The 26664-nt window shown below is 72.1% G+C and carries 22 protein-coding genes and 1 riboswitch; of the genes, 10 read left to right on the top strand and 12 right to left on the bottom strand.

What is annotated here, in order from left to right:
• The first annotated feature begins 104 nt into the window (after positions 1-104).
• The 5 genes from AB0M46_RS38665 to AB0M46_RS38645 all read left to right on the top strand — a co-directional run bounded on the left by AB0M46_RS38665 (position 105) and on the right by AB0M46_RS38645 (position 6678).
• On the top strand, positions 105-1805 hold the full coding sequence (locus tag AB0M46_RS38665) for an iron ABC transporter permease (RefSeq protein WP_363344598.1): 1701 nt from the start codon (positions 105-107) through the stop codon (positions 1803-1805).
• Positions 1795-3963, top strand: a complete 2169-nt coding sequence (locus tag AB0M46_RS38660; RefSeq protein ID WP_363344596.1) for an acetate--CoA ligase family protein — start codon at positions 1795-1797, stop codon at positions 3961-3963. Before AB0M46_RS38665 ends, AB0M46_RS38660 begins: the two co-directional genes overlap by 11 nt.
• Before the next feature lie 29 nt (positions 3964-3992).
• The gene (locus tag AB0M46_RS38655) at positions 3993-4415 is read left to right on the top strand and encodes a nuclear transport factor 2 family protein (RefSeq protein WP_363344594.1); all 423 of its coding nucleotides are present in this window, start codon (positions 3993-3995) and stop codon (positions 4413-4415) included.
• A gap of 214 nt (positions 4416-4629) precedes the next feature.
• A complete protein-coding gene (locus AB0M46_RS38650) occupies positions 4630-5403 on the top strand; it encodes an enoyl-CoA hydratase-related protein (RefSeq protein ID WP_363344592.1) in 774 nt (257 codons plus the stop codon).
• Between the two features lie 75 nt (positions 5404-5478).
• A complete protein-coding gene (locus AB0M46_RS38645; protein WP_363344590.1) occupies positions 5479-6678 on the top strand; it encodes a CoA transferase in 1200 nt (399 codons plus the stop codon).
• On the opposite strand, the gene AB0M46_RS38640 is transcribed toward AB0M46_RS38645, so the two are convergent.
• The gene (locus AB0M46_RS38640) at positions 6658-7770 is read right to left on the bottom strand and encodes an iron-containing alcohol dehydrogenase (RefSeq protein WP_363344588.1); all 1113 of its coding nucleotides are present in this window, start codon (positions 7768-7770) and stop codon (positions 6658-6660) included. The two genes, AB0M46_RS38645 and AB0M46_RS38640, sit on opposite strands and share 21 nt — an antisense overlap.
• 192 nt (positions 7771-7962) lie before the next feature.
• On the opposite strand from AB0M46_RS38640, the gene AB0M46_RS38635 reads away from it, so the two are divergent.
• Positions 7963-8859, top strand: a complete 897-nt coding sequence (locus tag AB0M46_RS38635; RefSeq protein WP_363344586.1) for a helix-turn-helix domain-containing protein — start codon at positions 7963-7965, stop codon at positions 8857-8859.
• A 36-nt stretch (positions 8860-8895) separates the two neighbouring features.
• Here the strand turns inward: AB0M46_RS38635 and AB0M46_RS38630 are convergent, their stop codons facing one another.
• The 6 genes from AB0M46_RS38630 to AB0M46_RS38605 form a co-directional block, all read right to left on the bottom strand.
• Complete coding sequence (locus tag AB0M46_RS38630; RefSeq protein WP_363344584.1) at positions 8896-9630, bottom strand: cobalt-precorrin-6A reductase; 735 nt, start codon at positions 9628-9630, stop codon at positions 8896-8898.
• A 15-nt stretch (positions 9631-9645) separates the two neighbouring features.
• Entirely contained in the window at positions 9646-11838 is a 2193-nt protein-coding gene (locus AB0M46_RS38625) for a ricin-type beta-trefoil lectin domain protein (RefSeq protein WP_363344582.1), read from the bottom strand.
• Positions 11839-12003: 165 nt separating this feature from the next.
• Positions 12004-12582 carry a hypothetical protein gene (locus AB0M46_RS38620; RefSeq protein ID WP_363344580.1) on the bottom strand — a complete coding sequence of 193 codons (579 nt, stop codon included), beginning with the start codon at positions 12580-12582 and terminating at the stop codon, positions 12004-12006.
• Between the two features lie 1229 nt (positions 12583-13811).
• Entirely contained in the window at positions 13812-15008 is a 1197-nt protein-coding gene (locus AB0M46_RS38615; protein ID WP_363344578.1) for an ROK family protein, read from the bottom strand.
• 68 nt (positions 15009-15076) lie between these two features.
• Positions 15077-16123 carry a hypothetical protein gene (locus AB0M46_RS38610; RefSeq protein ID WP_363344576.1) on the bottom strand — a complete coding sequence of 349 codons (1047 nt, stop codon included), beginning with the start codon at positions 16121-16123 and terminating at the stop codon, positions 15077-15079.
• Between the two features lie 158 nt (positions 16124-16281).
• Positions 16282-17103 (bottom strand): SAM-dependent methyltransferase, encoded by an 822-nt coding sequence (locus AB0M46_RS38605; RefSeq protein WP_363344574.1) that lies wholly within the window; start codon positions 17101-17103, stop codon positions 16282-16284.
• Positions 17104-17386: 283 nt separating this feature from the next.
• Between AB0M46_RS38605 and AB0M46_RS38600 the strand changes: the two genes are divergently transcribed.
• Both AB0M46_RS38600 and AB0M46_RS38595 read left to right on the top strand, forming a co-directional pair.
• Positions 17387-17557, top strand: coding sequence for a hypothetical protein (locus AB0M46_RS38600; protein WP_363344572.1), 171 nt, complete (start codon positions 17387-17389; stop codon positions 17555-17557).
• Positions 17558-17658: 101 nt separating this feature from the next.
• Positions 17659-18273 carry a hypothetical protein gene (locus AB0M46_RS38595; RefSeq protein WP_363344570.1) on the top strand — a complete coding sequence of 205 codons (615 nt, stop codon included), beginning with the start codon at positions 17659-17661 and terminating at the stop codon, positions 18271-18273.
• Between the two features lie 80 nt (positions 18274-18353).
• Here the strand turns inward: AB0M46_RS38595 and cobM are convergent, their stop codons facing one another.
• The 5 genes from cobM to AB0M46_RS38570 are packed head-to-tail and all read right to left on the bottom strand — an operon-like array spanning position 18354 to position 24612.
• Positions 18354-19100: a precorrin-4 C(11)-methyltransferase gene (gene cobM / locus AB0M46_RS38590; protein ID WP_363344568.1), complete on the bottom strand. Its 747-nt coding sequence runs from the start codon at positions 19098-19100 to the stop codon at positions 18354-18356.
• Positions 19097-20599, bottom strand: a complete 1503-nt coding sequence (gene cbiE, locus AB0M46_RS38585) for a precorrin-6y C5,15-methyltransferase (decarboxylating) subunit CbiE (RefSeq protein WP_363344566.1) — start codon at positions 20597-20599, stop codon at positions 19097-19099. Before cbiE ends, cobM begins: the two co-directional genes overlap by 4 nt.
• Entirely contained in the window at positions 20590-21918 is a 1329-nt protein-coding gene (locus AB0M46_RS38580) for a cobyrinate a,c-diamide synthase (RefSeq protein ID WP_363344564.1), read from the bottom strand. Before AB0M46_RS38580 ends, cbiE begins: the two co-directional genes overlap by 10 nt.
• Entirely contained in the window at positions 21912-22514 is a 603-nt protein-coding gene (cobO, locus tag AB0M46_RS38575; RefSeq protein WP_363344562.1) for a cob(I)yrinic acid a,c-diamide adenosyltransferase, read from the bottom strand. The genes AB0M46_RS38580 and cobO overlap by 7 nt, the downstream gene beginning before the upstream one ends.
• A gap of 1 nt (position 22515) precedes the next feature.
• Positions 22516-24612: a VWA domain-containing protein gene (locus tag AB0M46_RS38570; protein WP_363344560.1), complete on the bottom strand. Its 2097-nt coding sequence runs from the start codon at positions 24610-24612 to the stop codon at positions 22516-22518.
• A gap of 75 nt (positions 24613-24687) precedes the next feature.
• Positions 24688-24816: riboswitch (cobalamin riboswitch) on the bottom strand.
• Between the two features lie 100 nt (positions 24817-24916).
• Here AB0M46_RS38570 and AB0M46_RS38565 point away from each other — a divergent pair.
• Complete coding sequence (locus tag AB0M46_RS38565) at positions 24917-25795, top strand: hypothetical protein (protein WP_363344558.1); 879 nt, start codon at positions 24917-24919, stop codon at positions 25793-25795.
• Between the two features lie 66 nt (positions 25796-25861).
• Positions 25862-26644, top strand: a complete 783-nt coding sequence (locus AB0M46_RS38560) for a hypothetical protein (RefSeq protein ID WP_363344556.1) — start codon at positions 25862-25864, stop codon at positions 26642-26644.
• The last annotated feature ends 20 nt before the right edge of the window (positions 26645-26664 follow it).

Here is a 26664-nt window from a genome sequence, read left to right as displayed (position 1 = left end):
CTGCCTAACGCCATCCCAGCAAACTACCCGAAATAGATCCAAAACGATGGCCGCCACGCCAGTGGCGGCCATCGTTTAACACCAGTCACCTAGGGACGGTATCCATGACCACTGACGCACCCGCCGCGCGTCTGGACACCCCACGGGCGCCACGGCCGCTGTGGCGCCGGGTCAAGCCCAAATCGCTCGTCCACCTGCTGGGCATCGTCATGATCGCCGCGCTCGTGTACCCGCTCATCATGCTTCTGGTCCGAGCGTCGGGGGACGCCCGGGCATCCTGGGATGCGATCGCCGCGATCCCCGATCTGTGGCCGTCCCTGCTCAACACCGTGTGGCTGGCGCTCGGCTGCGTCGTCATCGCGGTCGTGGTCGGCGTCCTTCTGGCACTGTGCGTGGCGAACCTGCCCCGGCGCTGGTACAACACCGCGCAGCTGCTGTGCATCCTGCCGCTGTTCATGCCGCCCATCGCGGCGGTGTCGGGTTGGGTTTTCGTGGCGTCGTCGGCGGTGGGCTACGGCAACGTACTCCTGCGCAAGGTGCTGGGCATCGAGGGCGACGACGGTCCGTTCAATGTGTACTCGTTGCCGTGGATCGTCTTCAGTACCGCGCTGTATCTGATCTCCTACGTATTCCTGTTCGTCAGCACCGCGCTTCGCGAGTCCGACGCGACCCTGGAGCTGTCCGCGCGTGTGTTCGGCTCCAGCTGGTTCATGACCCAGATCCGCGTCGTGCTGCCGAGCATCCGGCCGGCGCTGTACTACGCCATCGGCATCGCCATGCTGCTGGGCCTCGGTCAGTTCACCGCCCCGCTGCTGCTCGGCGCGACGGCCCGGGTGAACGTCATCACGACCGAGATGTACCGGCTGACCTCGGCGAGTCCGCCGAACTACGACGCGGCCACCCTGCTGTCCGTCCCGTTGCTCGCGGTCGCCATGATCATCGTGGCCGTCCAGCGGCGTTCGCTGGGAAACCTGCGCCGGTACACCAGCGTGTCGCGGGGCGCGATGCGGGCCCGCAACCCGCGCCGATGGCTGATCGTGCCACCGATCATCTACGTCGTGCTGGCGATCGTTCCGCCGACCGCGTCGCTGATCCTCGTGTCGCTCTCGCCCTACTGGACGGGCTCCGTCGACTTCTCGAACATGTCGCTGCGTTCGTACCGGGAAGTGCTGTCGACTCCGCAGTACGTGGATTCGATCACCACCACGGTGCAGGTCGTGATCCTGAGCGTCATCGGGGGCATCATCCTCTCCACCGCGGTCGCGTTGTACATCACCAGATCGCGGTCGTTCGTCGCGCGGCTGCTGGAGTTCACCATCAACCTGCCGATCGCGATGCCGGGAATCGTGATCGGCCTGGGCATCCTGATCTCCTACGGCCTCGGGTTCCTCGACCTCTACGGCTCCCAGGCGGTCTTCGTCATCGCCTACATCTACCTGTACATGATCTTCGGCACCCGCATGATCATCAGCGGCCTCACCCGACTACCCGACAGCTACGACCATGCGGCGCGGGTGGCCGGCGCCGGCGCGATGTCGACGTTCCTGCGCATCAAGCTTCCGCTGCTGCGCAACTCGATGACCTCGGCCGGCATGCTGATGCTGGTGCTGATGAGCCACGAGTTCGCCGCATCGATGATCCTGCGTACGTCGTTCCTGCAGGTCCTGTCGACAAAACTGTTCGACGCCTTCAACTACGGCATCTACCCGGACGTGGCCGCGCTGGCGGTCATCATGGTCGCCATCTCGGCGATCTGCGCCGTGGTGATCCTGTCGACCCGAGGTGGGCGCAATCTTGAGCTCTGAGCTGACGGACCACCGTGCCCGGCCCCGGCCGGCAGCGGCCGACGCGACGTTCCAGTACGCGGACATCGAAACGCTCGTCCGCCCGAGGCGGGTGGCGGTGATCGGAGCGTCGAACCGTCCGGGGAGCATGGGCAACTCGACCTACGTCAACGTTCGCCGGCACTCGGACATTGAGGCGGTGTTCCCGGTCAACCCGGGCTCGCCGCAGGTGTGCGGGGACGACTCCTATCCGAACGTGTCGTCGATCCCCGGCCCGCCCATGGACGTCGTCATCATCCTGGTCGCGGCCGAACACGTGCTCGACGCCGTGACCGACTGCGCGACGGCCGGCGTCCGGCACGTCATCGTCCTCAGTTCCGGCTTCTCCGAGGTCGGGGTGGAGGGGGTGGCCATGCAGGAGGCGATCCTGCGGACCGCGCGCGCGGCGGGCATGACGCTCTACGGCCCCAACTCTCCAGGCCTGGCGAACATCGCCGACAAGGTCCTGCTCAGCATGTCGCCGGTGGCACACGAGGACGTGGTCAGCGGGCCGGTCGGCCTGGTCACGCAGGGCGGCGGCATCGGCCGGGCGATCATGCAGTGGATGGACCTCGGCCTCGGTATCGGCTTGTGGGCCTCCCCGGGCAACGCCGTCGACCTCGACATCGCCGACTTCATCCACCAGATGCTCCTCGACGACCGCATCACCGTGATCGCCGCGGTTGTGGAGGGCTTCAGCAACGGCGCCAAGTTCATCGACGTCGCGAAGAAGGCACGCGCCGCAGGCAAGCCGATCGTGCTGATGAAGATCGGCCGTTCCGCGTACGGGCAGATGTCCGCCGCGTCGCACACGGCATCGATCGCCGGCGACGACGAGGTGGCCGACGCCGTCTTCGAGCAGTTCGGCGTCATCCGGGTCAACGACGTCAACGAACTTGCCGAGACCGCCGCGCTGTTCTCCCGCATCACCGATCCGGCGCGCGTCGGGGACATCTGTGTCTACTCCTTCTCCGGGGGGACCTCGTCGCACGCGGCGGATCTCGTCGGGGCGCAGGGGTTGCGCCTGGCCGAGTTCAGCCCGCGGACGAAGGCGGTGCTGGACGAGCACGGGCCCAGCTTCGGCTTTGTGGACAATCCGGTCGACCTCACCACCCGCGTCTTCACCGACTCGGAGCTCAACCGGAAGATCCTCGGTGAGATCGCCGCGGACCCGGCGGTCGGCTCCATCCTCTTCGCGATGCCGGCGGACTATGCGGACAGCACCATCTCCGTGGTGAGCGAGGCGATCGAGATCGTCTCCGGTTCCGACACGCTCCTGGTGCCGGTCTGGATGTCGCCGCGGCACGGCGGCGGGTTCCGGGTCATGGTCGACGCCGGCATGGTGCCCTTCGCGAGCGTGTCGGCAGCCGTCCAGGCGCTCGGCCGCATCTCCCGCTGGGCGAAGGGCGCGAAGGCGGACGCCGGCCCGGCACCGCACCCGCAGGACAGGCAGGACGGTGACTCGTCGCCGGTCCGGGCGCTGGACTACGAGTCGTCGCGCGCGCTGCTCGAACCGGCGGGCATTCGCTTTCCGCGCGAAGTCTTCGCGGACTCCGCACCGGCCGCCGCGGAGGCGGTCGTGGCCATGGACCGGCCGGCCGCGGTCAAGGTGGTGGCGGACGGGCTGCTGCACAAGACCGAGGTCGGTGGCGTACGGCTCAATGTCAGGAGCCGCGAGGAGGCGGTCGACGCCTACGAGTCGATGTGCGGCCCGGCCGGCGTTGCCCGCCTGGGCGTGGTCCCTTCGGGAGTCACCGTCCAGGAGATGATCGAGGACGGCGTCGACGTGCTGGTCGGCGTGCACGACGACCCGATCTTCGGACCGGTGCTGACATTCGGCACCGGCGGCATCTACACCGAGCTCGAGCGGGACGTGATGCACCTCAGCATCCCCTTCGACCGGCAGTCCTTCGACACGGCGGCAAGCAAGCTGCGGATCTGGCGGCGCCTGACCGGGGTGCGCGGCGAGGCGTCCGTCGACCTCGACGCGGTGTTCGCCGCGGCGCACAGCGTGGCGACGGCGTACGTGGCCAACCCGCAGGTTTCGGAGATGGAGATCAACCCGTTGCGCGCGCTGCGCGTGGACCGCGGCGGCGAGACCGTCGCGCTCGACGCCGTGATCGTCCTGGCCCGGCCGTGAGGCCTCGACTCCCTGGAGGGGAAGAAGCGTTGGAACTGTCGATTGAGGACCGCTTCGCGATCGAAGACCTCTACACCCGCTACTGCTACGCCATCGACTCGCTCGACGTGCCGGAATGGGTGTCGTGCTTCACGGAGGACGGCACGTTCGCGCCGGCCTACGGCACCATCGGCGGCGAGCACAAGGGCCGGGAGGCGCTCGCGGCGTTCGCCGCCGACCCGGCCCGCGACCGCGGCACCCGGCACTGGAACACCAACCTGCGCTTCGTCTCGGTCGCGGCGGGCGAGGTGCAGGCAACCTGCTACGCGCTCCTGGTCGACTACGAGCGCGAGGAGCCGTTCCTGCGTACGCATGTCGTCTACCACGACACGATCCGCCGGGTGGATGGGCGCTGGCTGTTCGCCTCCCGTCGCCCGCGGCGCGATGCCGCGCGGACCGCGCCGACCCTGTGAGTTCGGCGCACGGCCTCCGCGACGTCGGCGTGTTCGCTGAGGTCCGGCGGGCATTGCGGCCCCCGGCCGTGGCGCGATTTGGCTTCACAGTCCGCCGGTGCGCGGGCCGATCGCTACATACCCAAGGAGAAACCATGTGGGGTTGCAACGACCGGAGCGGGATGCCCGTTGCCCCGGCGACCAGACTGTCGATCCTGCCCGTCACGGGTGCGCGATGAGCGACGTCATCGAGGCTGTCGAGGACCAGGGCGTCCTGACCGTCACCCTGAACTCGCCGCAGAACCGCAACGCGTTGTCCGTCGAGATGCTCAGTGGCCTCGGACGCATCCTCGACGAGGTCAGGCAGAGCACCACCTGCCGCGTCCTGGTGCTCAGGCACGAGGGGCCGGCCTTTTCCGCGGGCATGGACCTCAAGGACAAGTCCGGCACGGTCATGGAGATGCTCCCGCCGGTCCTCGCCTCGTTCTGGACGCTGCCGAAGCCGACCATCGCCTGCGTCGAGGGAGCGGTCCGTGGCGGGGCGGTCGGCATCGTGGCCGCCGCCGACATCACCGTCGCGACGCCGGCGGCACACTTCGCCTTTCCCGAGGTCAAGCTCGGCGTGGTCCCCGCGATCATCTCGGCCCCGGTGCTGCACCGCATGTCCGCACGCGCGGCGTCGCAGTACTTCCTGACCGGGGAGTCCTTCGGCGCCGAGGTGGCGCACGAGGCGGGACTGGTCACCGAGGTCGTCGAGCCGGACCGCGTGGCGGCGACGGTGGCGCGATTCTGCGGCCATCTGCTCCAGGCCGCTCCGACGGCGCTCGCCGCGACGAAAGGCCTCGTGCGAGGCAGCCGGCTGCCGCTGGCGAACGGCGAGGTGCTGCGGGTGCTGAGCGCCCTGCTCGACGTGGCCCGCGCGGCGTCGGACTCCGAGGACGGCCAGGAGGGGCGCGCGGCGTTCCTGGCCAAGCGCAAGCCGGCGTGGAGCGCGGACTACCGGATGTGACGTCCATGGCGGGCGTCGACGGCGGCCCGCGTGGGTACTGCGCGAATTCCAGCACGGACGGTACGAGGGAGAATCATGGTGGGACGGCGCCCGCTCGAGGGCATCCGGGTGGTGGAGTTGACCGTGTGGCTGTCAGGGCCGATCGGGGGCATGCTGCTGGCCGACCTGGGGGCGGAGGTCATCAAGATCGAGTCTCCCGCGGGCGACCCGACCCGGTCGCACCGTGCCCCCACGGCGGGTGAGGCCGCCGGCGACCGGGCGGTTTCGGTCAGCTACGGCGTGAGCAACCGCAACAAGAAGTCGATCGTCCTCGATCTCGGCAGTGACGAGGATCGCGGCGTCCTCGAGGAGCTCGTCCGCAGCGCGGACGTGTTCCTGACGAACCTCACCCTCCGGGCCATCCGCAAGCTGGGCGTCGACGAGGAGGGGATCCGGGCCATCAACCCGGGCATCGTGTTCGCGCACTCGGGTGGCTTCGGCCACCGGGGTCCGCTCGCCGAGCAGCCCGTGCAGGACATGACCGGGATGGCCTACTCCGGCATGCTCTTCACGATGTCGAGCGAAGCGAACACCCCCTTCGCGCCACCCGGGGCGACCAACGACGTCATGACCGGGACCATGGTGGCGTTCGGCATCCTGGCGGCGCTGCTCGATCGCCAGCGCACCGGGGAAGGCCAGACGGTCCGCAGTTCCCTGGTGATGACCTCGCTGTGGGCGCAGATGCAGCTGGTGGGGTCGGCGGCCAACACTGCCGGTGCCGTCGTGACCGGCAGGCCACAGACGAACCCGCGCAGCCCCGTGCTCAATCAGTACCGGTGCGGTGACGGCAAATGGATCGCCATCGCCGTGGTCACCCCGCGGGACTGGGAGCCGTTCCTGCGGGCCGTGGGCCTCACGGCGCAGTCCCTCCCGGACGAGGTGGGCGGCTATGCCGACGCGGTCGCGCACTCGGGGAAGATGCGCGAGTTCCTGGACGGGTTCTTCGCCCAGCGGCCGCGCGACGAATGGCTGGCGATGCTGCGCGCCGAGAAGCTGTGGTGTTCGCCCGTCAACACGATCGAGGACGTGCTGCGGGACGACAACATCCACGAGAACCACTACCTGTCGACGCTCGACGACGGCACCGTGACGGTGGCGATGCCGTTTCAGCTCGACGGGCTCGCGCCGCCGCTGCGCAGCGGCCCGCAACTCGGCGCCCACGATGCGCAGATCCGGGACGAGGTGCGGGCGCAACGCCGGCGGGCGAGCGAAAGCTCACCAGCAGGTCCGCAGTAGTTCGACGAGCTGATGCTCGGACACGCCGGCGCGGACGTTCTCGACGTATCCCCGCTCACGCATCGTGGCGGTCGCGATGTCCGTGAGCTGTTCCGCCGCCACGCCGAGGTCGCGAAGTCGCTCGGGCAGGGCATACGACGCCCGGATCGCGTCGAGTTCCGCCGCCAGCGCCTCGATGTCGGGGTATCCGGCGGCAGCCAGATAGCCGGCCGCTCCCGGCCAGTCCTCGGTGTTGAAGCGGATGGTCCGGGCGAGCATGACGGCGTGGGCGGCGCCGTGCGCGACGCCGGTCACGGCGCCGAGGGAGTGGCAGATGGCATGCTCCAGACCGCTCTTGGCCCTCGTCACCACCAGCCCGGCGAGGACGGCACCGGTCGCGAGGCGACGCAGCCGCTCGGCGTCCGAGCCGGCACTGCGGCCGCAGAGCATTCGCAGGCCGCTGCCGGCCAGCGCGTCGGTGATCGGGGTGCGCGAGGGCGAGTAGAGGCCCTCGAGGCAGTGCGCCATCGCGTTGAACACGGTGCCGTACAGCACGGCTGGCGGGGTGGTGGCGAGATAGTCCGTCTCGTAGATGGCGATCCGGGCCGCGAGATGGTCGGCCCAGACGACGCGCTTGTGGCCCGACTCGTCGATGCTCCCCGCGGCGGCCGTGAGCTCCGCCGCCGACAGCGTCGTGGGCAGGGCGACGATGGGCACGGCCGCGGCGGCGGGCCGCTCGCCGAGCAGGGCGGCCACCACGTTCTTCGCCGTGTCGCTCACGGTGCCACCGCCCAGCGCGATGATCGCGTCCACGCCGGTCCCGGCGAGCTCGCGGGTAATGCGCGTCACGTCCGAGCTGCGGGCGTGGCCGGTGAGGAAGTCGAACACACGTCCGTCGGGGACCGCGAGCGCGTCGGCCAGCCGGCGCAGCCGCCCGTCGTGGTGTGCGGACGGCGAGGCGAGCAGTGCCGGGCGGCGCAGGCCGTTGTCGCGCAGGAAGCCGCGGGCCGCGTCCGCTGCGACACCTGTACCAACGACTACGGTAGGTCCTAGTGCGTCGCCCCGCCACGAGTAGATCGGGCCGGCCTCGTGGGCCTGAGCAATGTTCGGCATATCTCCCCAGCCTCACGCGATTGTTCAAGGTTTGCTACTACTCTATTTGGTAACTACGGACATCGGGAGTGATGCTGCTACTCTGCTCATGGGTGTCGCCGGCGGCGGGGTCACATGAAGTGGGCCGCCCTGCGTGGACACGCATGGTGTGCCGAGCTCGTTCGACCCAAGCGAGCACAGAGGGATAGGGCGATGTCAAAGACGAACTCGGTTCCAGACGGTGGAAAGTCCACGGCGAAGCTCGTCGCGAGCCTGGTCGATCTCGGCTTCTCCCAGTACGAGGGGCGCACCTACGCCGGCCTCGTCGGGCAGCCACCGCAGACGGGATACTGGGTCTCGAAGGAGACGCAGGTACCTCAGCCGAAGGTGTACGAAACACTCGGACGCCTCGTCGAGCGCGGCGCCATCGTGCAGGTCGACGACAAGCCGGCCCGCTTCGTGGCCGTGCCTCCCCAGCGGCTGCTCGCCCAGATGCGGGCAGCCTTCCAGCACCGCGTCGCCACCGCCGAGCTCGAGATCTCCCGCCTGCGGGCCGCCTCCACCGAAGTGCGCTCGGTGCGCCCATACTGGGAGGCGGAGTCCTGGGAGTCGATCAAGGCCACCGTCGATTCGTTCATCACCAATGCCCGTGAGCGGCTGCACGTCTCCGGCCACACCGAGCATCTCGCGCAACTGAAGACCACCGTCCATGCCGCGGACGACCGCGGCGTGCGCATCGACATCCTCTGCTTCGGTGAGCCGCCGTTCGAGTTGCGCAACGGTTTTGTCGTCAGGCACACCAGCACCGACAAGATTGTCTATCCGCACCACCAGGCCCGCCACCTGGCACTCGCCGCCGACAACGAGCACGCCCTGTGGGCCCTCGCCCGCGACGGTGAGGACTGGCAGGCCATCTGGGCGGAGAACGACAACCTGCTTCCCGCGCTGGTCAAGGGTTTCATCCGCCACGACATGTACGTGCAGCGCACCTTCGGCGACTTCAGCGAAGAGCTCATCGCGATGTACGGTCCCGGGCTCGAGGGCATGGTCAACCCGAACTTCAAGCGGATGCGCACCAAGCAGACCGGCCAGAACAGGCGCACTGCGTAAGCGGCCCGGTCTTTTCGCATGGCCGCCCCTCGGGGCTCACCTACCGGATGCGGCCAGCCACGCGACAACTTCGTCCACAGTGGACACGATGGGCACGCCCGCGGGGACCGGGGGGCGGTCGACGACGACCACCGGGATCCCCCGGGCGCGGGCCGCGTCGAGCTTGGCCGCGGTCATCGCTCCCCCGCTGTCCTTGGTGACCAGAACGCCGATGTCGTACCGCGTCAGCAGTTCCGTCTCACCGTCCACCGTGAACGGACCCCGGTCGAGGACGATCTCCAGCCGTGGCGGCATGGGCGCTGACGGCGGATCCACGCAGCGGACGAGGAACCACTGCTCCGTCAGGTGCGCGAAGTGCGCGAGCCCTTGGCGGCCGGTGGTGAGAAAGATGCGGTCGGCGATCCCGGGGACCAGCTCCGCGGCCGCCTCCAGCGACGCGACGCGCCGCCAGTCGTCGCCGGGATGTTGGCAGAACCCGGGCCGGCGCAGCACCACCAGCGGCACGCCCGTCTCGGCACAGGCCTCGGCGGCGTTGGCGGACATCCGGGCGGCGAAGGGGTGGGTGGCGTCAACGACCGCGTCGACGCGCTCGGCCCGCAGGTAGGCGGCCAGCCCCGCGGGGCCGCCGAAACCCCCGATACGAACCTCCCCCGCGGGGCGGGCCGGATCGGCGACGCGCCCCGCGAGGGAGAAGATCACACGGTACGGCGGCAGCACCGAGGCCAGCCGCCGCGCTTCCCCGGTGCCGCCGAGGAGGAGGACGGTCGGCACCGGGGAAGCTTAGCGTTACGGGAAGTTCACCAGGTTGGCGACGTTCGACCCGGAGTTCGACGGGCCGCCGGTGTTGTTGATGATGTGCGCGATGGTGCCCGTGCCGCCCAGCGAGACGGTCACCAGGTCGTGGAACTTCACGTTCGCGGTCTGCGGCACCTCGAACGAGTGGCCGAGGACCACGCTCGAGTTGGTGCTGAAGTAGCAGTAGCTACCCAGGCCCCACGCCTCGTGGGTGGTGACGTTCGCGGCCACCTTGTACGCCGCCCAGCCCTGGGCGCCGCCGCCGCTGGACCAGCTCGCCTGGTTCGGCACGTCGTACGGGATCTCGTTCTGGAAGAAGTAGGTCCGCCCGCCGTTGCCGTTCCAGATGACCTGGTACTGCTGGTAGTGCTCGACGAACAGGCCGTAGAACGTCACGTTGGCGCCGTTGACGATGAGCCCGTTGGCCGCCGTGTTGATGTTCCAGCCGACGGTACCGCCATTGCCGTGGTCGGCCCGCCAGATCCACGTGTGGTCGCCGATCACGTTGTTGCTGTTGATCTGCAGGCTCACGGTGGCCTTGCCGACCGTGGCGCCGCCGATGCGGAAGAACACGTCGGACAGCGTGGTCGGGTTCGCCGAGTGGTCGGCGGACGAGCCGTTCGGGCCGACCTGCAGCAGGAACGGCGAGTTGACGGTGCCGGCGTCGAACAGCACGCCCGCGACCTTCACGCCGTCGACGTCGGCGACGGTCATCGCGGTCACGCCGTTGTCCGGCACGATCGTGGCCAGGCCCAGGCCCAGCACGACGGTGTCGGGGCGGGTGATGCGGATCGTGTCGTTGACGTGGTACACGCCGGGGGTGAAGAGCAGGTTCTGCCCGGCCGCGAGGGCCGCGTTGATGGAGGCCGCGGTGGCGCCGGCCTTGACGACGTAGAACTGGCTGATCGGCAGCGAGCTACCGGGCTGGTTGCCGCCCTGCCACGAGTTGCCGGTCGAGTTGGTCCGGATGCCCGGGACGAAGACCTGGTAGTTGCCGGCCGAGTCGATGTAGAGGAACGGCTTCTCGCGCACCACCGGCGTCTGGGCGACGCGGGTGTACGGCGGGTTCGGGAAGTTGCCGCTCGGCGCGTTGGTGTCGCCGACGAAGACCATGTTCCAGTTCGAGCCGGCCCAGCTGCCCATGTTGGAGTTGCGGGTGATGAACTGCTGCTGCGAGCCGGAACGGATCTGCCCGTCGATGACGGAGTCGGAGATCCAGCCGCCGGAGGACCAGCCGCCGTCGTCGAGCTGCAGGTTGCCCCGCACGTGCATGCGGCGGTACGGCGCGGCCTGGGACACGGCCCAGCGGTCGCTGCCGCCGGTGGGGTTGACCGAGAGGTTCTCGGCGGAGCGCCAGAAGTTCTGCGTCGCGTTGCCCTGGAACCAGTCGGCCTCGGCGTGCACGGCGCCGTTGATGGTCACCTGGTCCGGCGAGAGGCCGAGGCCGGCGACCTGGGTGTAGAAGCCGACGTTGGCGTCGACGTTGTACGTGCCCGGGCGGAACAGCAGGGCGTAGCGCTGCGCCCCGAACTGGTTGGTCACCTGGGAGTTGAAGACCGAGTTGAGCTTGCTCTGGATGGTGGCCTGGGACATGGACGGATCGAAGATCGAAACGTTGGGCCCGAGGTCCGGGTTGCCGGTGTTCGGCGGGTTGCTGGTCGGCGGGTTGCTGGTCGGCGGCGTGGTGCCTCCCGGGAGGGTCCACTGCTGGTTCGCGCTGGCGAAGCAGTCCCAGATCTGCAGCGGGGTGCCGTCGGCCGAGCTGGGCCCGGTGGCGTCGAGGCACTTGCCGAGCGCGCGCAGCGTGCCGTCGCTCTGCTTCGACCACTGCTGGGCGGTGGTGCCGTTGCAGTCCCAGATCTGCACCTTGGTGCCGTTGGCGCTGCTCGCCGCACTGACGTCGAGGCACTTGCCGAGCGCGCGGATGGTGCCGTCGTCGCCGACGGTCCACTGCTGGGCGGTGCTGCCGTTGCAGGTGTACAGCTGAACCTGGGTGCCGTTGGCGCTGTTGGCGGCGGCGATGTCGATGCACTTGCCGCCGTAGCCGGTGATCTGGCCGGCGGACGCGGCCGAGGCGGCGGTCATCGCGAAGACGCCGACGCCGACCGCGGTCAGGACGGTCGCCGCGAGGGCGAAACCGGTCCTCAGGCGCGGCCGCCGCCTGGTCTGGTTGGAGGGGGTCACTGGCGGGTCCCTTCTGGGCGGGCAGGCCCGCCCGGACCCGGTCTTACTCGGGCGGTTGGTCCGGGACGGGCAATCTGTGAAGATGCCTTACAGATTGCCAGGAGGCTATGCCCGCCCGGACCGCACGTCAATATAAGACTTGAATTAAGGTACTGAGCTGCAAATTTAAGACTTCGAGACGATCTGCCCGGCGCCACCGGCGGTCTCGTTGACCGACTCCAGCCACGCCTTCATGTCGGTCTTGCCCAGACCCGTGCCACCGACGACGACGGTGTTGCCGACGATGAGGGTCGGGTACATCGAGGCCTGGTCCTGGGCGTAGGCCTTGGCCGCGTTGGCCGCCTTGAACTCCACGAAGATGGCCTGCTGCCCGCGGTGCGGCATGCGGTCGCCCTTCTTCGCGTAGCAGTCGAACTGCTTGAAGTCGGCCACGGCGGAGCGGTACTTGGCCGGCACGCCGGTGGAGTTGGCGTCCCACTGGCCGAACGGGCAGTCGGGGTCCTTCGTGAACAGCTCGCCGGTCAGCTTGCCGACGGTGGCGAAGCTGAGCTTGCCGACCTCTCCGGACGCCTTGACCGAACCGCTCGCGGAGGCGCTCGGCGCGGCACCGGAGGAGGCGGACGGGGCGGCGGAGGCGGCGGAGGCGGCCGCGGCGGGGGCGTCGCTCTTCTTGTCGTCCCCGCAGGCGGCGGTCAGCAGGAGGGCGGCGGTGGCGACGGCGAGGACGGGCAGCAGACGCTTCATCGGGATTCCTTATGTGGTACCGCGTGCAGGACGCGATGTCAGCCGTGGACGCACCGAACTTATGCGTGCACGGGCCTCGTTGAATCCCGGATGTATGCCACCCGACAACGGATCGTGGGCTACCTCACTCGATCCGGTCCACAGTGGACGGCGGGCCTGTCGGGTAGCCGACGGACGGACCGGCCGCTCGGGTGTGCGTCCGGTCCGCCCTTCATGCCGGTGCCCTGGCCGTCCGCTTACCGGGGCACCCGTCGTTGGCGGCGCCCGCTATCTGTTAAGCGCCTTTCCTAATTGGTGGCAGGCTATGGCCTGGATCCATCGGACGTCAATACAAGACCTGAAAAAAGGTCTACCATCATTTTGGTCGGATATGTCGGGCGCTGGCGCGCCACGACATATCCGATTTATACCCTGACAGGGGAATTGACGGATCTCCCGCCTAGTCGATCATGTTCGGGTGGGCGAGGACCGCCGCCGCCAAGTCCTCGTGTACCTCTGCGGGCAGCGTGTGCCCGATGCCGGCCACTCAGCTCGGCGCCCGGGATGCGCCCGGCGATGATCGCCGTGGCCCGGCTTGACCGGCTCGTGGCTGCAGCGAGCGCACCCGGTCGGGCCGCTCCACCGCGACGAGCAGCCCACAGCAGCTCCTGCGGGGTGAGCGCTGCCAGCGCGGCGGCGGGCGGCGCCTGCCCGGCCTCGCCGGCAGCCCGCAGCTCGTCCTGCGCCCGCCGGGCCCACGGCCGCGCACCCGCGCGCTCGAACGCCTCCCACGCCGCCCGCAGGTGCGCCCGCGCCTCCCAGGGCCGCTGTCCCCGGCGCAGCCGCTCCCCCAGCAGCAGGGCCGTGCGGGCCGCCTCGAACGGGTCGGTGTGCAGCCGCAGCGCCTCGGCGAGGTCATCCTCGCGACCCGCCGGCCAGTCCCCGGCAGCTGGCTAGCAGCGCCCGCGACTCGGGCAGCGCGGCGTGCGCCGTCCACCGCTCGTACGCGGCGAGGGCGGCCCGGGCGCCCCCCGTGCCCGCGGCGGCCTCGACTCGGTCCGGCGTGCTGCGGGGTGCCCGGCCCCGGGCCCGGCGGCGGCGAGCGCCGCGAACCGTTCGTCCGCCGCGGCGTACCGGCCGAGGCAGAGCTCCAGCAGCGCCGGCGATCAGGGCGGCCGTGCGGGCGGCGGCGGACAGGGCGGCCGCACGAGGCGTCGTGGCGCGCCGGCGCGCGACCCGTCCGCCCGCGGTCAGGGGCGGGAGGCCCGGCGCAGGAGCTCGGCCATCGGCAGGGTGGCGGCGCCGAACGCGACCGCGTCCGGGCCGAGCTCGCACAGCTCGATCGAGACCTGCCCGAACGGGTGCTCCAGCGCCTGCTCCTGCGCGGCCGCGCGGACCTGCGGCAGCAGCCGGGCGCCCAGGGCCACGCCGACCCAGCCGCCGAGGACGACCCGCTCCGGGTTGAAGAGGTTGACCAGGTTGCCGATGCCGGCGCCCAGGATGCCGGCGGTCTCGGCCAGGGTCTCGGCGGCGGCGGGGGTGTCGGCGGCGATGAGCGCGGCCACGCCGGCCATCTCGCCGTCGGTGGCCTTGACGGCCGGGTCGAGCGCCCGGTAGCGCTCCAGGATGCCCTCGGCGCCGACGTAGGCCTCGAGGCAGCCGCGGGCGCCGCAGCGGCATTGGCGGCCGCCGTACACGACGGTGGTGTGGCCCCACTCGCCGGCGCTGCTGCTCGCGCCGCGGTACACGGTGCCGTTGGTGATGACGGCGGCGCCCACGCCCGAGCCGACCAGGACGATGACGGCGTTGCCGGCGCCCCGCCCGGCGCCGAACCACATCTCGGCCTGGCCCTGGGTCTTGGCGCCGTTCTCGACGAACAGCGGGGCGGTGATGCCGCGCTCGCGCAGCAGGGCGTGGAAGGAGACGCCGCGCCAGCCCAGCGTCGGGGCGTAGACGAGCGCGGGGTCGGACTGCTCGACGGTGCCGGGGACGCCGATGCCGATGCCGAGCACGGCGGCCGGGTCGACGCCGGTGAGCACCTCGCGGATGCCGGCCTCGAGCTGTCCGGCGACGGCGGCCGGGTCGGGACGCGAGGACGGCAGGGGCTCGTCGACGGTGGCCAGGCGGGTCATCGACAGGTCGAACATCTCGACCTTGACGCCGGTCTCGCCCACGTCGGCGCCGACGAGGCGGCCGAAGTCCGGGTTGACCCGCAGCAGCACCCGCGGGCGGCCGCCGTCGGACTCGATCTGACCGGCCTCGATGATCAGGCCCTCGTGCAGCAGCTCGGCGGTGACACTGCTCGCGGTCGCGGCGCTCAGGCCGGTGATGCGGCTCAGGTCGTGCCGGCTCAGCGGCCCCCGAAAGAACAGCTCCGACAGCAGCGTCGAGCGGTTCCGCCGGCGCATGTCCCGTGTCGTCGCGCGCTCGACCTCGATGCGCACCACCGCAAGCCCCCCTTGATCCCTCGGTAGCGATCGTGTCACGCTCGCCGATGCACGTCGACACCGAGGGGTCATCCGCGCCGCCTTGCCCGCCGGGCGACGGCGGCCACCAGCCCGAGGGCCACCACCGTGAAAGCCCCGGCGAGCAGCGCACCCTTGGCCCGGTGGTCCACCACCGCGACGGGCGGCGCCGACGGTGCGGCCGAGGTTTTCGGCACCGGTCTGGCGATGTCGTACCGCAGGATGCTCACCGGCCCGCTCTGGTCCGACACGGTGAGGAAGGCGTTGCCGTCGGGCGTGTAGGCGATGGCCTCGCCCTGCGGCTCGCCCGGCAGCGGGGTGACCCGGGGCGTGCCGGTGGTGATCGCCTTGGCCACGTCGCCGTCGGGCACGTCGAACTCGTAGGCGTCGGCGTACGTGCGCAGGGCCGCGTGCCGGCCGTCGGGTGAGACGGCGCCGCCCGTGATGAAGGCGCTGCCGAGGAACCCCCACGGGTTGTCGGTGCCGCTGTGCGAGGGCGTGAAGTGCCCGACCAGCGTCAGCGGCGCCCCCTCGGCGTTGTCGGTGGGCAGCGGGGTGTCGAGCCGGTACACCTCCCCGCCGGGGTCCTTCGTGACGATGACGGGCCGGCCCTGCCCGTCGATCAGCAGCGCCTCGGCGTCGCGGGGCACGCCGTCGGGGTACCGAATCCGGTGGATCTTCAGGGTCTTGCTCCCCGGCGCCAGGGTCCACAGCGCGATGGTGTCGCGGCGCTTGCCGGAGCCGCCGGTCAGCGGGCTGTTGTCGCCGATGTCGGCGATCCACACGGTGCCGCCCGAGTCCACGGCCAGGTCCTCGGGGTCGCGGGCGGTCGTCGGGTAGCCCACGCTGCGCGTCAGCGAGCAGTCCGGCGCGAGATAGAACAGGCGCATCTTGCGCGGCTCGGGGTTGGAGTCGTTCTCCACCAGGTAGCCGCCGCCCGGGAGCGCGGCCAGCCCGGACGCCTCGATCACGGCCGGGTCGGTGATGCGGCAGACCTCCTGAGCCGTCGTGGCCTGCGCCGCGGCGGGCCGGGCTCCCACGCACCCGAGCGAGGCGACGACGAGGGCGACGACCATCCCGACCCCCGCCCCGCGCATGCGTCAAGTCTCGCAGAGCGCCGCGAGGTCCCCCGCCCTGGGTGACTGTGGGTCATCCTTCAGGCGACGGAAGGTGACCGACCCGATGATGCGGGACCGGCAGCACGACGCGAGACGGTGGACGCATAGCTGGCAGCCGCCGCCCTGCGGTGATGGTGCTACACCCGGCCGACGGCGCCGTACATTCCGACATCCGCCGGCGATGGGCGCTCGAGGGCGTCCGGGCGCCATTCGCTGATCGGCACGACGCCCGGTTCTACGAGGTCAAGACCATCGAAGAGACCGCCGAAGACCTCCCGGTCGCGTGGCCAGGTATCCGCGTGGCCGCGCGCGAACATCGCGTCGAAGGCGGCAGCATTCTGCGGGTCGAGGAAGTCCTTGGTCATGTTCGTCGCCACCAGGTAGCTGCCGGGCGGCACGGCGTCCAGCAGGTCTGCGACGATCTGGCGGGCCTGCTGGTCGTCGTGGATGAAGTGCAGCACCGCGATGAGCAGGACCGCCACCGGCTGGCGCAGGTCCAGCGTCGCGGTCAGCTCGGGGGCGCTGAGGATGGCGGCCGGATTGCGCGCGTCGGCGTCGATGTAGCTGGTGGCGCCCTCCGGGCTGCCGATCATGAGCGCCCGCGCATGCGCCAGGACCATGGGGTCGTTGTCAACGTACGTGACGCGCGACTCCGGCGCGATGGCCTGGGCGACCTCGTGGGTGTTGTCGGGCGCGGGCAGGCCCGTGCCGATGTCGAGGAACTGCCGGATGCCGGCCTCGCGAGCGAGGTACCGCACGACACGACCGTGGAAGGCGCGTCCTTCCCGGGCCGCCGTCCGGATCGCGGGCCACGCCGCGGCGATGCGGTCACCGGACTCGCGATCGACCACGAAGTGGTCCTTGCCGCCGAGCCAGTAGTTCCAGCGCCGGGCGGGGGACATGGCGTGGGGGTCCAACCGCGGATCTGGTGTGGTGCGGCCGATGTCGCTGGTAGACACAGCCAAGCCCTCCCGGCAATCGAACACCCTGCTGGACGGCGCCGTGCCGCGAGGATGCGACGCAGCGACGCTCATCATAGCCCTGGCGACCACCAAGCGCCGACCCGGGCCTTGGTTGAGACGTGCGCCGCGGTAGCTGCGCGACCTGACCGCCCGCCAGGCCGCCTGGCGGGCGTACGGCGAGGGCATGCGCGACTCCCGGCTGCGCCGCCCGCAGTCGCGGGTGCGCAGTCTTGCGCCTGGCGGCCGGCGGTAAGCGCGACGATCGACGTAACCGTCAACCGTGCGCGCACGGCCGCGGCTACCGCGGCCAAGCAGCCGCGCCGCGGAGCGGGCCGAGGTCCGGCTCCGCGTCGAGCAGTTCGGCGCGCTGCCGGACGGGCATCTGGTCGCGCTCATCGCGGCCCTGCTCGGCGAGACCGCGCGGCGCGGGCTGGCGTTCGAGGTGCCGTAGCACGATAGGCGGGCCCAGGTACGCATTGCGCGCACGCCGGGCCCGCGCTCACGGACGATCGGCTGAGGTCGCTCCGGGTTTGGCTACGCAACACTTCGGCGATGACCGACACTCCGGCCTCCGTCCCGTACGTCCCCGGCCCCACGGGAGCCATGCCTGCGCAGGGCTTCCCGCCCATGGCTCCGCCGGCGGGGCGTCCGCCTGTCCCCGGGCCGAATCCGGGCGGGAAGGGCGGCGGCCGTGCGGTCATCTTTGGCGTGATCGGCCTGGTCGTGGGGCTGGCCATCGGTGGCTGTATCGGCGCGGCGGCAGCCTCGGGCGCGAAGAACAACCCGGCCAGCTCCACCGACGCTGCGAAACCTGCTGCAACCACTGTCTACGTCACAGTGACCGCCGCGGCGCCTACCACGGCCGCGGCGCCAACGCCCGCCGCGACAACCGCCGCCGCGACAACTGCGGCCGCGCCGCCTCCGCCACCGGCCGCACCGACGATCAACGACGGCACCTGGACGGTCGGCGAGGACTTCCCGGCCGGCACGTACAAGACCACCGGCGCCGGGGACAGCTGCTACTGGGCGATCTACAAGTCTGGCACGAACCAGAGCTTTGACTCCATAGTGGATAACCACCTCGGCGGCGGGAACCTGCGGGTGACCCTGAAGGCCGGCCAGGACTTCGAGACCAAGCGATGCGGGGTGTGGAGCAAGGTCGGCTGAGCTGCCCCAGGAGCGCACGACAGACGGCCCGGCTCCCCGAGTGAGAGCCGGGCCGCTTCCGTCGCGTGTGGCCGCGGCCTCTAGTGGTCGCGGGGGCGGGTAGTGGAGTACAGGTGGCTGTCCGGGAATTCCTCCGCCGTCAGGACCGCGCCCACGATGATGACCGCGGTGCGCTTGATGCCTGCGGCCTCGACCTGGGAAGCGATGTCGGCCAGCGTGCCGCGCAGGACCAGCTCGTCGGGGCGGCTGGCGTAGGCGACGACGGCGGCGGGGCAGTCGTCGCCGTACCACGGCAGCAGTTCCTCGACGAGGGCGGCGATGCGCTGGACGGCCAGGTGCAGGACCAGCGTGGAGCGGCTTGCGGACAGGGTGGCCAGTTCCTCGCCGGGGGGCATCGGGGTGGCCCTCGCCGCCGTCCGGGTGAGGATCACCGTCTGGGCGACCCCGGGGACCGTCAGCTCGCGGCCGAGGGTGGCCGCGGCGGCGGCGAACGCGGGGACGCCGGGGACGATCTCGTACGGGACGCCGGCCGCGTTCAGGCGGCGCAGCTGCTCGGCCATGGCGCTGAACACCGACGGGTCGCCGGAGTGCAGCCGGGCCACGTCGAGGCCCTTGGCGTGCGCGTCGAGCAGCTCGGCGAGGATCTGGTCCAGGTCCAGGTTCGCGGTGTCGACGAGCCGGGCGCCGGGCGGGCAGTACTCCAGCAGCTCCACCGGCACGAGGCTGCCCGCGTACAGGCAGACCGGCGCGGCGGCGATGCGGTCGCGGCCGCGCACGGTGATGAGGTCGGGGGCGCCCGGGCCGGCGCCGATGAAGTACACGGTCATTTCTCCACCCACCACTGCGTCACGGGCAGCATCGGCCGCCAGCCCAGGAATCCACCGATCGGCGCGGCCCGGTGCACCGCGATCCGGGTCAGCTCGCCGCCGTGCCGTCCGTGCAGCTCGGCGACGAGCCGCTCCGACTCGACGGTGACGGCGTTGACGACGAGCCGGCCGCCCGGGCGCAGCGCGGCCCAGCACCGCTCGAAGACGCCGGGGGCGGTGAACCCGCCGCCGATGAAGACGGCGTCGGGTGTCTCGAGGCCGTCCAGCGCCTCGGGCGCCGCACCGACCACAATGGACAGCGACGGTACGCCGAGCCGCGCCGCATTCGCCGAAACCCGCTCGGCCCGGGCCGGATCGTGCTCGACCGCGACGGCCCGGCAGGAGCGGTGCGCGCGCAGCCACTCGATGCCGATGCTGCCCGAGCCGGCGCCGACGTCCCACAGCAGCTCGCCCGGGCGCGGGCCGAGCGCGGCGAGCGTGACGGCGCGGATCTCGCGCTTGGTGAGCTGGCCGTCGGAGTCGTACGCCGAGTCGGCCAGTCCCGGCACGACCGGCAACCCGCCCGGGCCGCGGCACTCGACCGCCACGATGTTCAGGGGTCCGGCGGCGGCCGGGTCGTGGTGGATGCGCTCACCGGCGGAGCCGAGGTCCTCGAGGATCGTCACGGCGCTGCCGGCGAAGCCGGACTCCTCGAGGATGTGCCACACCTTCGCTGGCGTGGCCGCGCCCGCGGACAGCACGAGGACGCGCCGCCCGTCGTGCAGGTGCCGGCGCAGCAGCCCGGCGTCGCGGACGACCTCGGTGTCCTCGACCGCCCACCCGAGCCGGGCGCAGGCGAGCGATACCGAGGACGGGCGCGGGTCGACGGTGACGTGGGCGGCGCCGAGCAGCCGCACCAGGGTGGTGCCGATGCCGTAGTGCATGGGGTCGCCGCTGGCCAGCACGCAGACCCGCGCGTCGTGGTGCTCGGCGAGCAGGCGGGGCAGCGCGGGCACCAGTGGCGAGGGCCAGGCGATGCGCTCGGCCCGCACGGTCTCGGGCAGCAGGTCGAGCTGGCGCGGGCCCCCGAAGACGACGTCGGCGGCGTGCAACCGGGTCGGGTCGATGCTGCCGTCGGCGCCGATGCCCACGACGGCGACCGGGGGCGCGGCGGCCGCGACGGCGACGGTGGCCTTCGGCGACGAGCGCTTGCCGGCCAGCAGCACTGCCGGGCGGCCGGCGGCGAGCAGGGCCGCGGCCTCGGCGACGCTCGGCGTGCCCAGCGCGGCCGAGACGCGGGCCGACGGCGACGGGACGGGCACGGCGGCGAGCGCCCCGGCCGGGAAGGTCACCACCGCCCAGCCGTGCGCGGCCGCCACCGCCTCGGCCAGCTCCCGGCGTGAGTCCACAGTGGACACTGTGTCGACCGCGTCCGGTGCGGGCAGCGACTCCGCCAGCAGGGCGAGCACCTCGGCCGGGGACGTGCCGGGCCGGGCGCCGAATCCGACCGTCAGGCGCACGAGGCCACCAGGCGGTAGGCGAGCCGGGGTGCGCCGGCCCAGTGCAGGTGCAGGTAGGAGGCGTGGACGTTGCCGGCCGCGAACCCGTCCCGGCCCTCCCGCCAGGCCCAGGCCGGGGTGGCGCCGGTGGGCGGGGTGACGCGGGTGCGGTGGAACTCGTGGCCGGTGACCCTCGTGCCGGCGGGGGCGAGCACGTTGTCGGCGACGGCGACCGCGTCGCGGTAGCCCAGCGTCAGGCTCGGGGTCATCGCCGCCTCGGCGTCCAGCACGCCGCACATCGGGCGGCCGTCCAGGGCGCGGCACAGCCAGAGCAGGCCGGCGCACTCGGCGGCGATCGGGCCTCCCGCCGCGGCCAGCGCGGTCACCTCGGCGCGCAGGCGCGTGTTGGCGGAGAGCTGCTCGGCGTACACCTCGGGGAAGCCACCGCCGACGACGAGCGCGCGGGTGCCGGGCGGGAGGGCCTCGTCGCGCAGCGGGTCGACCGTGCACACCCGGGCGCCGGCCGCGGCGAGCAGCTCGACGGTCTCGGCGTAGCCGAACGAGAACGCGGCCCCGCCGGCGACGGCGACGACGGGCTCGCCGGGCGTGGGCGGGGCGAGCGACGGCGACCAGGGCACGGCGGACAGCGGCGGGGCGCTGCGGGCGACGGCGGAGACGGCGTCGAGGTCCACGCTGGACGCGACCAGGTCGGCGAGGGCCGCGACCGACGCGGCGGCCTCGGCCGAGCGCTCCACCACGGGCACGAGGCCGAGGTGGCGGGAGGGGGCGGCGACGGCGTCGTGGCGGCGCAGCACGCCGAGGACGGGGGTGCCGACCTCGGCGCAGGCGTCGCGCAGGATCAGCTCGTGACGGTCCGAGCCGACCCGGTTGAGCACGACGCCGGCGATGCGCACGCCCGGGCCGAAGGAGCGGAACCCGTGCACGAGCGCGGCGACCGAGCGGGCCTGTGCGGTGGCGTCGACGACGAGCAGCACGGGCGCGTCGAGGAGCCGGGCCACGTGGGCGGTGGAGCCGTGCTCGCCGGCGCCGGTGCGGCCGTCGTAGAGGCCCATGACGCCCTCGATGACGGCCAGGTCGGCCCCGGCCGCGCCGTGGGCGAACAGCGGCGCGACGAGGTCCTCGCCGACGAGCACCGGGTCGAGGTTGCGGCCCGGGCGGCCGGCGGCGAGCGCGTGGTAGCCGGGGTCGATGTAGTCGGGGCCGACCTTGAACGGCGCGACCTTCTCGCCCCGGGCGGCGAACGCGGCGAGCAGCCCGGTGGCCACGGTGGTCTTGCCGTGGCCGGAGGCGGGCGCCGCGATGACGATCCTTGCTACCACTCGATGCCCTGCTGGCCTTTTCGCCCGGCGTCCATCGGGTGCTTGACCTTCGTCATGTCGGTGACGAGGTCGGCGAGGTCGACCAGGTCGGGGTGGGCGTCGCGGCCGGTGACGACGACGTGCTGGTTGCCGGGGCGCTCGCGCAGCGTCTCCACGACGTCGGCGATGTCGACCCAGCCCCACTTGATCGGGTACGTGAACTCGTCGAGGACGTAGAAGCGGTACGCCTCGGCGGCGAGGTCGCGCTTGATCTGGGCCCAGCCCTCGGCGGCCTCGGCGGCGTGGTCGCGCTCGGTGCCGGGCCGCTGGATCCAGGACCAGCCCTCGCCCATCTTGTGCCACACGACGCTGCCGCCCTTGCCGGTCTCGCCGAGCGCGCGCAGCGCCGTCTCCTCGCCGACCTTCCACTTCGGGCTCTTCACGAACTGGAACACCGCGATGGGCCAGCCGGCGCTCCACGCGCGCAGCGCCATGCCGAACGCCGCCGTGGACTTGCCCTTGCCCTGCCCGGTGTGCACCGCGAGCACGTGCTGGCGGCGGCGCTGGCGGGTGGTGAGCCCGTCGTCGGGTACGTTCTCGACTCTTCCCTGCGGCAACTCAGGCTCCCAGGCTCGACAGCGGAATGCAGTCGGCGTCGAGCGCGGCGGCGAGGCGGCGCGCGAGGCCGAGGCGGATCGGGCCGGACTCGCAGTCGACGACGACGGCGGGCACCCCGGCCAGCAGCGGTACCACGCCCAGCGGGTCGGGCCCGCTGGTCGAGCGCCCGTCGGTGACCACGACGAGCAGCGGCCGGCGGCGGGCGTCGCGGCGCCGCTCGCCGTGCAGGGTCCGGGCGGCCTGGCGCAGCCCCGCGGCCAGCGGGGTGCGGCCCCCGGTGCGCAGCTCGGCGAGGCGCAGGACGCCGACCTCGTGGCTGGCGGTGGGCTCCAGGACGAGCGCCGCGTCGTGCTGCCGGAAGCTGATCATCCCGACCTTGTCCCGCCGCTGGTACGCGTCGCGCAGCAACGACAGGATGGCGGTCTTCACCACGCTCATCCGCTGGCGGGCCGCCATGGAGCCGGACGCGTCGACGACGAACAGCACGAGGTTGGCCTCCCGGCCGACCTTGACCGCCTCGCGCACGTCCCTGGCCTCGGCCCGCCGGGCGCCGCGCAGCGCCGCCGCCCGGACCGTGTCCGGGACGTGGAGGCTGGTGAGCTTGCCGCCGAGCGGGGCGCGGCTGCGCACGACCCGCCCGTGGCGGGAGACGGCGGGCGAGCGGCGGCCGGCGTGCGCCCCGGCCTGGCGGTTGGCCCGCCCGGCGATGCTGAGGAGCTTCGGCTTGTATGGCAACCCCGCGAACGCCAGCGCGCCGGGCGCTTCGACCCGTTGCCCGCTTTCGCCATCTCCGTCCCGTGCATCCACTTCGCCCGACGAAGGGTATAAGTCGGATAAATCCGATTTGCCCTGCAAATCGGATTTATCCGGAACGTTGGCACCTGGCGGTGGGCTGGGCAAACGTGAGGAGGGGCCGGGCTGGGAGCCGTCGTCGGCGTCCGGGCCGCTCTCCGCGCCGTCGCCCGGCCCGCCGTCGCCGTCGCTCGGGCCGCCGTCGCCGTCGCCGTCGCCTGGGCCGCCGTCGCCGGGGCCGTCCGGGCCGCCGCCGTTGTCCGGGCCGGGGTCCTCGTCGGGCTCGTCCGGGTTGGCCTCTGCGTTCAGCACCTCTTCCAAACGGTCTTTGTCGGCACCCGGCGGGTCCAGCGGATCCCGGCGGCGGCGGTGCGGCAGGGCGAGCCGCGCCGCGTCGCGCACGTCGTCCTTCGTGACCACGGTCCGGCCGTGCCACGCGGCCAGGGCCACCGCGGTCCGCGCGACGACGATGTCGGCCCGGAGGCCGTCCACGCGGTACGCCAGGCAGATCCGCGCGATCCGGTCCAGCTCCCGATCGGGCAGGGACACCGCGCCGAGGCGGGCCCGGGCGACGGCGATGCGGGCGGCGAGCTCGGCGTCGGCCTCGACGTAGCGGGTAGCGAACGCGGCGGGGTCGGCCTCGTAGGCCAGGCGGCGGCGGACCACCTCGGCCCGCGGCGGCGCCTCCTGCGGGGCGGCCACCCCGACGACCAGCCCGAAGCGGTCGACCAGCTGCGGGCGGGGCTCGCCCTCCTCCGGGTTCATGGTGCCGACGAGCAGGAACCGGGCGGCGTGCTTGACCGACACGCCGTCGCGCTCCACGTGCGCGCGGCCCATGGCGGCGGCGTCGAGGAGCAGGTCGACGAGGTGATCGGGCAGCAGGTTGACCTCGTCGACGTAGAGCACGCCCCGGTGGGCGGCGGCCAGCAGGCCCGGCTCGTAGGCCTTCACCCCGTCGCCGAGCGCCCGCTGCAGGTCCAGGGTGCCCACGACCCGGTCCTCGGTGGCGCCGACCGGCAGCTCGACGAGGGCGGAGCGGCGCCGCGCGGAGCCGGCCCCCGGCAGGTGGGGGCCGTCGGGGCACTCGGCGTCGGGGGCGGCCGGGTCGCAGGCGAAGCGGCAGCCGGTGACCACCTCGACCTCGGGCAGCAGCGCGGCCAGCGCCCGCACGACGGTGGACTTGGCGGTGCCCTTCTCGCCACGCACGAGCACTCCGCCGATGGCCGGCGACACGGCGGTGAGCAGCAGCGCCAGGCGCAGGTCGGCCAGGCCGACGACGGCCGAGAACGGATACGGCGGGGTCACGGGCACACTTCCCTTCGGCGGGTCCGCGCCCGCGAGGTGGCTGGGCCGCAGGGTTGCCTGCAGCGACAGCGGCCGGAGTCTCCTGGCTCCCGGATCGCCGCCGGCCCCCGGCCTTGCGGCCGTGATCCGGCCGTGGCCCGTGCGCTGGGGGACGACTCCCCGGTCACAGTGGCGGGACCGTCCCGGAATCGCACCGGGTTCCTCCGCGTACCGCTTCCGGTCATCGTGTCCCACCGGCCCCGGTACCGTCAACGCAACGAGATGTGACCCTCACGATCCGCCCGCCGCTGCCGATGGGGAGGGCATGCGGCGCTGGCCGGACCTGGCCGCCCAGACGGTGGCCCGTCTCCTGCTCGTGGCGATCGCGCTGATCGCCGCCACTCCCCTGCGCCTGCCGCCGCTCGCCCCGGAGACCGCGGTCGCGCCGCCGGGCACCCGGGCGATGTGGCTGTGGGAGCGCGACGACCCGCGGCCGGTGGTGGACTGGGCCACGGCCAACGGGGTGCGGGCGCTGTTCGCCTACTACGACCCCCGGGCCGGCGCGGCCGACCTGGCCCGGCTGCGCGAGCTGCGGCAGTTGTGCGACGCGGCCGGGATCGCGCTCGACGCGCTCGGCGGCGAGCCGGCCTGGACCACCGAGCACCCGGCCGCGCTGGCCTGGGCCCAGGGCGCGGCGGCCACGGGCCTGTTCCACGGCCTGCACATGGACGTGGAGCCCTACCTGCTGCCGTCCTGGAAGACCGACCAGGCCGCACTGGTACCGCAGTTCCTCACGCTGCTGGACCAGGTCTCCTCGGCCACGGACCTGCCGCTGGAGCTGGACGTGCCGTTCTGGCTACCCACGGTCGCGGTGCCGGACGGCGGGGGCAACCTCGCCGACGCGGTGCTGGCCCGCACCGACGGCGTCACGGTGATGAGCTACCGCAACACCGCCACCGGGGCCAACTCCATGGTCGGGGTGGCCGACGACCTGCTGCGCCGGGCCGGGAAGGTGGCCAAGCCGGTCCGCCTGGGCGCGGAGACGCAGCCGCTGGGCGACTGCGCGTACTGCAGCTTCCACGGCTCCACCGCCACCCAGCTGCACCAGACGCTCGCGGCGGTGGACTCGGCGGCGCAGCGGTACCCGGCGTTCGCGGGCATCGCGGTGCACCAGTACGACACCTGGATAACGCTCACCGGCTGACTCAACCCGTCGCGCGGGGCGCCGATCTGCCCTGGCGACACAAGAGATCCGGGAAGGACCCCTCCGATGCGCCGTTCTGCCTCCATCGCCCTCGCCGTTGCCGCCGGCGCGGCCGCCATCGTCCCCGCCGCGGCCCCGGCCTCGGCGGCCGTGCCGGACTTCGGCCTCGTCTCACCGGTCCTGGCCTCGATGCTCCCCGGCCAGACCGGCTGGGTCAGCACCATGTGGGCGTCGATCGCCGACGTCTGCGACGTCAAGATCACCGCGAGCGCGAACGGCGTGACGGTGAAGTACCCGTCGAACACCAGTGCCTACTCGTCGCTGTCCAAGGGCGACACGCTCGCCGCGGGCCGCATGGACTACGCCGCGTTCAACCTCACCCTGCCGCAGAACACCCTGCTCGGCGTGGTGCCGCTGACGCTCAACTACTCGTACACCACCAGGAACGCCGGCGCGACGACCTGCACCGGCGTCCAGCGCTCCGGCAGCACCCCGGCCACGATCGCCACCATCTCGCTCACCGGCGACACCGTCGTGCAGAAGACCTCCGCCACCACGGTGCCGAAGGCCACGCCGGTCTGGTCGCAGCTGAACTTCCACTCGCAGGGGACGGCCACCAACGTGCAGGTCACGGTCTCCGGCGGCCCGTCCGGCCTGGTCGTGTCGTACCCGGGCGACCGCGCCTACACCTCGCTGAGCCAGGGCTCGACCCTGCCGGCCGGCGCCGACGACTACGCCGCCGTGAAGTTCGACGCGACAAACGTGCCCACCGGCGTCTACAAGCTCACCGTCAAGATCACCTACGGCGGCACCGTCGACACCAACAACCTGCTGCTCACCGTGTCGTAACGGCCGGCCCCTTCGCGGGC

Source organism: Dactylosporangium sp. NPDC051485, assembly GCF_040682015.1.
GTDB lineage: Bacteria > Actinomycetota > Actinomycetes > Mycobacteriales > Micromonosporaceae > Dactylosporangium.
This window is presented reverse-complemented; position numbering and strand designations above follow the sequence as displayed.